At 71.0% G+C, this 7831-nt stretch carries 6 protein-coding genes and 1 pseudogene; 3 read left to right on the top strand and 4 right to left on the bottom strand.

The genetic code is table 11. The features are described 5' to 3' along the window. Both ACIPSA_RS41065 and ACIPSA_RS41060 read left to right on the top strand, forming a co-directional pair. A pseudogene (locus tag ACIPSA_RS41065) lies at positions 1 to 228 on the top strand (sulfate adenylyltransferase small subunit); the annotation flags it as partial. 2 nt (positions 229 to 230) lie between these two features. Then, positions 231 to 1439, top strand: coding sequence for a sulfate adenylyltransferase subunit 1 (locus ACIPSA_RS41060; RefSeq protein ID WP_402644657.1), 1209 nt, complete (start codon positions 231 to 233; stop codon positions 1437 to 1439). A gap of 13 nt (positions 1440 to 1452) precedes the next feature. On the opposite strand, the gene ACIPSA_RS41055 is transcribed toward ACIPSA_RS41060, so the two are convergent. Together ACIPSA_RS41055 and ACIPSA_RS41050 are read right to left on the bottom strand one after the other, a co-directional pair. Continuing rightward, positions 1453 to 3789, bottom strand: a complete 2337-nt coding sequence (locus tag ACIPSA_RS41055) for a bifunctional salicylyl-CoA 5-hydroxylase/oxidoreductase (protein ID WP_402644655.1) — start codon at positions 3787 to 3789, stop codon at positions 1453 to 1455. A gap of 65 nt (positions 3790 to 3854) precedes the next feature. After that, on the bottom strand, positions 3855 to 4682 hold the full coding sequence (locus ACIPSA_RS41050) for an enoyl-CoA hydratase family protein (RefSeq protein ID WP_402644652.1): 828 nt from the start codon (positions 4680 to 4682) through the stop codon (positions 3855 to 3857). A gap of 291 nt (positions 4683 to 4973) precedes the next feature. Between ACIPSA_RS41050 and ACIPSA_RS41045 the strand changes: the two genes are divergently transcribed. Then, positions 4974 to 5426: an ATP-binding protein gene (locus ACIPSA_RS41045; RefSeq protein WP_402644650.1), complete on the top strand. Its 453-nt coding sequence runs from the start codon at positions 4974 to 4976 to the stop codon at positions 5424 to 5426. A gap of 45 nt (positions 5427 to 5471) precedes the next feature. On the opposite strand, the gene argF is transcribed toward ACIPSA_RS41045, so the two are convergent. Together argF and ACIPSA_RS41035 are read right to left on the bottom strand one after the other, a co-directional pair. After that, the gene (gene argF, locus ACIPSA_RS41040) at positions 5472 to 6503 is read right to left on the bottom strand and encodes an ornithine carbamoyltransferase (protein WP_402644648.1); all 1032 of its coding nucleotides are present in this window, start codon (positions 6501 to 6503) and stop codon (positions 5472 to 5474) included. A gap of 75 nt (positions 6504 to 6578) precedes the next feature. Then, complete coding sequence (locus tag ACIPSA_RS41035) at positions 6579 to 7802, bottom strand: arginine deiminase (RefSeq protein WP_402644647.1); 1224 nt, start codon at positions 7800 to 7802, stop codon at positions 6579 to 6581. Between the last annotated feature and the right edge of the window lie 29 nt (positions 7803 to 7831).

The following is a 7831-nucleotide window of genomic DNA, read 5'->3' as shown; positions in this document are numbered from 1 at the left end:
GAGTGGGGCGGCCCGAAGGACGGCGAGACCGTCGAGAAGCGGCAGGTCCGCTACCGCACCGTCGGCGACATGTCCTGCACCGGCGCCGTCGACTCCGACGCCGACACCATCGACAAGGTGATCGCCGAGATCGCCGCCTCCCGGCTCACCGAGCGCGGCGCCACCCGCGCCGACGACAAGCTCTCCGAGGCCGCGATGGAAGACCGCAAGCGCGAGGGGTACTTCTAAGCATGAGCACGACCATCGACACCCTGCGGTTCGCCACCGCGGGCTCCGTCGACGACGGCAAGTCCACCCTCGTCGGCCGGCTGCTGCACGACTCCAAGTCGGTCCTCACCGACCAGCTGGAAGCCGTGGCGCGCGCCTCGGCGAGCCGGGGGCAGGACGGTCCCGACCTCGCGCTCCTCACCGACGGCCTGCGCGCCGAGCGCGAGCAGGGCATCACCATCGACGTGGCCTACCGCTACTTCGCCACGCCCCGCCGCCGCTTCATCCTCGCCGACACCCCCGGCCACGTGCAGTACACCCGCAACATGGTGACGGGTGCCTCCACCGCCGAGCTCACGGTGGTCCTCGTCGACGCCCGCAACGGCGTCGTCGAGCAGACCCGCCGGCACGCCGCCATCGCCGCCCTCCTCCGCGTCCCGCACGTGGTCCTCGCGGTCAACAAGATGGACCTGGTCGGCTACGAGCGGGCGGAGTTCGAGCGCATCGTCGACGACTTCGCCGCCCACGCGGCCGAGTTGGGGCTGCCGGGCTTCACCCCGATCCCGGTCTCCGCGCTCGTCGGCGACAACGTCGTCGACCGCTCGGCGCACATGGACTGGTACACCGGCCCGGCCCTGCTGGAGTTCCTGGAGAGTGTCCCGGTCTCCGCCGACCCGGCCGGGGCGCCGACCCGCCTCCCCGTCCAGTACGTGATCCGGCACGGCGAAATCCGGTACTACGCCGGGCAGTTGGTGTCCGGCTCGCTGCGGGTGGGCGACCGGGTGACCGTCCATCCGTCCGGCGAGACCTCCGTGATCACCGCGATCGACGTACTGGGCAGCGAGGCCGACGCGGCCCACGCGCCGCAGTCGATCGCCGTGCGCCTGGCCGACCAGCGGGACGTCTCGCGCGGCGACATGATCACCACGGGGGCGGACGCGCCCGTACTCACCCGGGACGTCCCGGCGGCCGCGTGCCACCTGGCCGACCGGCCGCTGCGGGTCGGCGACCGCGTGCTGCTCAAGCACACCACCCGGACCGTGCAGGCGATCGTGCGGGATCTCGCCGGTGCCACCGGGATGACGGCGAACGACCTGGGCCGGATCACCCTGCGCACCGCCGAACCGCTGCCGCTCGACGACTACGCGGTCTCCCGCCGCACGGGCGCGTTCATCCTGATCGACCCGGCGGACGGCGCGACGCTGACCGCGGGCATGGTGACGCTCGCCTGACCTCCGGACGCCGTCAAGTACCCAGCGAGAGCCGGGGCTTGGGGGCGTCGGTGCGTCCGGTCTGCGGACGCCGGCTGCCCGCGCGGTACGGGTCGGGCCAGACGACGCCCGGCCCCTCGTACCCCTGCTCGGCGGCGGCGTGCAGCGTCCAGTGCGGGTCGTAGAGGTGCGGGCGGGCCAGCGCGCACAGGTCGGTACGCCCGGCCAGGATCAGGGAGTTGACGTCGTCCCAGGAGGAGATCGCGCCGACCGCGATGACCGGGATGCCGGCCTCGTGCCGGATCCGGTCGGCGAACGGCGTCTGGTACGACCGCCCGTACTCCGGCTGCTCCTCGGCCACCACCTGCCCGGTCGAGACGTCGATCGCGTCGGCGCCGTGCGCGGCGAAGGCACGGGCGATCTCCACGGCGTCCTCGGCCGTGGTGCCGCCCTCGGCCCAGTCGGTGGCCGAGATGCGCACGGTCATGGGCCGCTCTTCCGGCCACACCCCGCGTACGGCGTCGAAGACCTCCAGCGGGAAGCGCAGCCGTTTGGCGAGCGAGCCGCCATAGGCGTCGGTGCGCCGGTTGGTCAGCGGGGAGAGGAAGCCCGAGAGCAGATAGCCGTGGGCGCAGTGCAGTTCGAGCAGGTCGAAGCCCGCGCGGGCGGCACGCCAGGCGGCGGCCGTGAACTGTTCGCGGATGTCGGTGAGCTGGGCGCGAGAGAGCTGGCGCGGGGTCTGGCTCTCCGGCTTGTACGGGATCGGGGAGGCGGCCACGAGCGGCCAGTTGGCGTCGGGCAACGGCTCGTCCATGCCCTCCCACATCAGCTTGGTCGAGCCCTTGCGGCCGCTGTGGCCGAGCTGCACGCCGATCGCGGTGCCCGGTGACTGGGCGTGCACGAACCCGGTGATCCGCCGCCAGGCCTCGCCCTGTCTGCCGGTGTAGAGGCCGGTGCAGCCCGGGGTGATCCGCCCCTCCTCGCTGACGCACACCATCTCGGTCATCACCAGACCGGCGCCGCCGAGGGCCCGCGAGCCCAGGTGGACGAGGTGGAAGTCACCGGGGACACCCTGCACGGCCGAGTACATGTCCATGGGCGAGACGACGACCCGGTTGCGCAGCGTCAGGCCGCGCAGCCGGAACGGGGTGAACATCGGGGGCGTGCCGGGCGGGCAGCCGAACTCGCGCTCCACGGCCTCGGTGAAGCGGGCGTCGCGCAGCCGGAGGTTGTCGTGCGTGACGCGGCGGCTGCGGGTGAGCAGGTTGAAGGCGAACTGGCGGGGCGGCCGGCCGAGGTACCGGCCGATGTCCTCGAACCACTCCAGGCTGGCGCGGGCGGCGCGCTGGGTGGAGGCGACGACGGGCTTGCGCTCCTCCTCGTAGGCGGTCAACGCCTGGGCCAGGGTGGGCTGTTCCTCCAGGCAGGCGGCCAGTGCGAGGGCGTCCTCGACGGCGAGCTTGGTGCCGGAGCCGATGGAGAAGTGGGCGGTGTGGGCGGCATCGCCGAGGAGGACGACGTTGCCGCAGGACCAGTGTTCGTTGACGACCGTGCGGAAGGTGGTCCAGGCGGACTTGTTGGAGCGCAGCGGCCGCCCGCCGAGCGCGTCCGCGAAGATCTTGGCGCAGCGCTCGACCGACCCCTGCTCGTCGAGTTCCTCGAAGCCCGCGGCACGCCACACCTCCTCGCGCATCTCGACGATGACGGTGGAGGCGCCGAATTGATTCTGCGGCCCGGAGGGCCTCGTTGAGGGGTGGTGGTCGGGAGACGGGCGGGCGTAGGGGTAGCCGTGCAGTTGCATCACGCCGTGCTCGGTCTCGGCGATCTCGAAGCGGAAGGCGTCGAAGGCGAAGTCCGCGGCGAGCCAGATGTAGCGGCAGCGGTGAGTGTCCACATGGGGCCGGAACACATGGGCGTAGGCCTCGCGGGTTGCGCTGTTCACGCCGTCGGCGGCGATGACGAGGTCGTAGGCCTCGGAGAGCCAGGCCGGGTACGGTGCCTCGCTGCGGAAGCGCAGCTCCACGCCGAGGTTGCGGCAGCGCTCGTGCAGGATTTCCAGGAGGCGTTTCCTGCCCAGGGCCGCGAAGCCGTGTCCTCCGGAGGTTTGGCGGGTGTTCCGGTGGACGATGTCGATGTCGTCCCAGCGGACGAAGTCCTTCTGGAGGGCCTCGTAGACCACGGGGTCTGCGTGTTCGATGCCACCCAGGGTCTCGTCCGAGAGGACTACTCCGAAGCCGAAGGTGTCGTCGGGGGCGTTGCGTTCCCAGATGGTGATTTCTCGGGTCGGGTCTAGGCGTTTCAGCAACGCTGCCGCGTACAGGCCGCCGGGGCCGCCGCCAATGATCGCGACGCGTAGGGGGTGGCTTGTCATGTCGTGCGACTGCGGGTCGCGTGTGGCTTGTCGCGCAGTTCCCCGCGCCCCTTTGGTTGGCATGGTCACCGCCCCTGCCATTTCGGCGGGCGCTTCTCCGTGAACGCCGCGTGGAACTCGGCATAGTCCTCGCCGTTCATCAGCAGCGCCTGTGTCGAGGCGTCCAGCTCCACCGCCGCCGCCAGCGGCATGTCCAGTTCGGCGGTCAGGAGCGCCTTGGTCTGGGCGTACGCGAGGGCCGGGCCGTCGGCCAGGCGGCGGGCCAGGGACCGCGCGGCCTCGTCGGCGTGGCCCTCCTCGGCCAGCTCGCTGATCAGGCCGATCCGCTCGGCCTCCGCCGCCCGCACCGGCTCGCCGAGCATCAGGAGCCGGGTGGCGTGGCCGAGGCCGACCACCCGGGGCAGTAGATAGGCCGCGCCCATGTCGCCGCCGGACAGGCCGACGCGGGTGAAGAGGAAGGCGAAGCGGGCCGAGGGGTCCGCGACCCGGAAGTCGGCCGCGAGAGCCAGTACCGCTCCCGCTCCGGCCGCCACCCCGTGCACCGCGGCGATCACCGGGAACGGGCACTCCCGTACGGCCCGCACGACCTGCCCGGTCATCCGGTTGAAGTCGAGGAGTCGCGCGGTATCCATGGAGAGCGTCGCGCCGATGATCTCGTCGACATCGCCGCCCGAGCAGAAGCCGCGGCCCTCGCCGGTCAGCACCAGGGCCCGGACGGACCTCTCCCGGGACAGCTCGGCGAGCAGGTCGCGCAGGTCGGCGTAGGCGCCGAAGGTGAGGGCGTTGAGTTTGTCGGGGCGCGCGAGGGTGACGGTGGCGACCCCGTCGGCGAGCTCGACCCGCAGGTGCTCCCAGTCGGAGGTGCGGGCGGCGGAGCCGGTGAAGGGACTCATGCGGCCTCCTTGGGCGGCGGTGCCTCACATAGCTCTACCCCATGAAGCTATCACCCATTTGTGACTGTCGTCACGAGTACGCGACAGGGGTCCCGCGGATGGCCGAGTCCCGTCACGCCCGTCACGGGTCGGCGACAGGGCGGTAACAACGGGAGGGGACGTGGGAGGCGGGCCGTCGGGCCGGGTAAGCCGCCCGGTACCGGGGCCGAAGGTCCCTTACGGTGCCCCTTGAGGGACGCTGAAGTCGGGCGCCGTACCATCTCTTGGGTTGAAAGCAGGACAGCCTGCTCCATGAACGGACTCGCCTTGTACGAACCCCCCTCCGCCCCAGCCTCGTGGCGCGTCGCGCTGCCGCACACCGCCGCCGCGGTGCCCGCGGCGCGTGCGCTGGTCCGCACGGCGCTGGCAGACATGGAGCACGCGGCCGACAGCGACACCGCTGAGCTGCTCACGGCGGAGCTGGTGGCCAACGCGGTGGAGCACACCGCGGGGAAAGGTCCGATAGAGCTGGTGGTGGAGATGCTGCCGACCAGCTGCCAGGTCGAGGTGCACGACCCGGACCCGGTGCCGCCCGGTCACCTCACCCGGCCCTCCCTCGAAGCCCCCGACCCGTGGCAGGAGCACGGGCGAGGTCTCCTGCTGATCCGCGCCCTGAGCTCGTCGTGCGGCCACCGCCCGACCGAGTCGGGCAAGGCGGTGTGGTTCAGGCTGCCTGTGGTACCGCGTCAGCGGCGTCCCACGTGACCTCGGCGGCGGGCCGCCTACCAGGACATGACCTGGTGAGGCCGGTCAGGCACGGTTGAGTGACGGGGCTCGGGCGAGGGTGGCCACGAGGACGGCCTTGATGGTGTGCATCCGGTTCTCCGCCTCGTCGAAGACGACGGAGTGCTCGGACTCGAACACCTCGTCGGTGACCTCCAGCTCGGTCAGTCCGTGCCGCTCGTGGATCTCGCGGCCGACGGCGGTGCCGAGGTCGTGGAAGGCCGGCAGGCAGTGCAGGAACTTCACGTCGTCGTTGCCGGTGGCGCGCAGCACGTCCATCGTCACGGCGTACGGGCCGAGCAGCGCTATGCGCTCGTCCCAGACCTCCTTGGGCTCGCCCATCGACACCCATACGTCGGTGGCGATGAAGTCGGCGCCGCGTACGCCCTCCTTCACGTCGTCGGTGAGCGTGATCCGGGCGCCGGACGCACCGGCGAGCTGCTGGGCCACCTCGACGATCGTCTCGTCGGGCCACAGGAGCCGGGGCGCGACGATACGGACGTCCATGCCGAGCAGGGCGCCGGTGACGAGGTAGGAGTTGCCCATGTTGTAGCGGGCGTCGCCGAGGTAGGCGAAGGCGATGCCGGTCAGCGGCTTGTCGCTGTGCTCGGCCATGGTGAGCACGTCGGCGAGCATCTGGGTGGGGTGCCACTCGTCGGTGAGGCCGTTGTAGACGGGGACCCCGGCGTATGCGGCCAGTTCCTCGACGACGCCCTGGCCGTGTCCGCGGTACTCGATGGCGTCGAACATCCGGCCGAGGACGCGGGCGGTGTCCTTGACCGACTCCTTGTGTCCCATCTGTGAGCCGGAGGGGTCCAGATAGGTCGTCGAGGCGCCCTGATCGGCGGCGGCGACCTCGAACGCGCAGCGGGTGCGCGTCGAGGTCTTCTCGAAGACCAGCGCGATGCTCCTGCCCCGCAGGTACTGCGTCTCGGTCCCCGCCTTCTTGGCGGCCTTCAGCTCGGCGGCCAGCTCGACCAGGCCGCGGAGCTCCTCCCCGGTGAAGTCCAGCTCCTTGAGGAAGTGGCGGCCGGCGAGGGCGGTCGGGACTGTCGCCATGGGGGGCGCTCCAGGGGTACGAGAACACAGGACTGAACACAGGACTGATGGAAGTCTATACGATCGACCACATTTCTATACAGCACCCCGTTCCACCGGACAGCTCATGCAGCGCGGACCGCCCCTCCCCCGCCCCAGCTCGCTGCCCGGGATCTCGATGACCTCGATGCCCTGCTTGCGCAGATGGGTGTTGGTGGTGGAGTTGCGCTCGTAGGCGACGACGACTCCGGGCTCGACGGCGAGGACGTTGCAGCCGTCGTCCCACTGCTCGCGCTCGGCCGCGTGCACGTCCTGGGTGGCGGTCAGGACGCGGATCTCGCTCAGCCCGAGGGCGGCGGCGATCGCGCGGTGCATGTGCTCGGGCGGATGGTCGGTGACCTTCAGCTCCTTCTCGCCCGCGCCCGGCTCGATGGTGTACGAGCGGAGCATGCCGAGACCCGCGTACTGGGTGAAGGTGTCGCCGTCGACCATCGTCATCACGGTGTCGAGGTGCATGAAGGCGCGCCGCTTGGGCATGTCCAGCGCGACGATGGTCCGGGCCGACCCCGCCGCGAACAGCTTGTGGGCGAGCATCTCCACGGCCTGCGGGGTGGTGCGCTCGCTCATGCCGATGAGGACGGCGCCGTTGCCGATCACCAGGACGTCGCCGCCCTCGATGGTGGACGGATAGTCGGCCTGCCCCTCGGACCAGACCCGGAACCTCTCGTCACGGAACAGCGGGTGATACCGGTAGATCGCCTCGAAGTGCACGGCCTCGCGCTGCCGGGCGGGCAGTCGCATGGCATTGACGGCGACCCCGTCGTAGATCCAGGCGGAGGTGTCCCTGGTGAAGAGGTGGTTCGGGAGCGGACCGAGGAGGAAGTCGTCGAGGTCCATCACATGGAAGCGGACGGAGATCGGCTCCTCGTGCGCGTCCAGGAACTCCCGCTTGGTCATCCCGCCGACCAGTGCCCCGGTCAGCTCGTGCGCGGGCAGGGACTCGAAGGCCGCCCGGAGGTGGTCGGTGGCCAGGGGGCCGTACTCCTTCTCGTCGAAGACCCGGTCCAGGACGAGGGTCCTGGCCTCCGGGATCTCCAGGGCCTCGGCGAGCAGGTCACCGAAGAGGTGGACGGTGACCCCGCGGTCGCGCAGCACGTCGGCGAACCCGTCGTGCTCGGCGCGCGCCCGGCGCACCCACAGCACGTCGTCGAAGAGGAGGGCGTCCTTGTTGCTGGGGGTGAGCCTTTTGAGCTCGAGATCGGGCCGGTGCAGGATGACGCGGCGCAGCCGCCCGGCTTCGGAGTCGACGTGGAATCCCATGCATCCATCCTGACCACCGGGGACCGCCT

Source organism: Streptomyces sp. NPDC086549 (assembly GCF_044746205.1).
Classification (GTDB): Bacteria; Actinomycetota; Actinomycetes; order Streptomycetales; family Streptomycetaceae; genus Streptomyces.
This window is presented reverse-complemented; position numbering and strand designations above follow the sequence as displayed.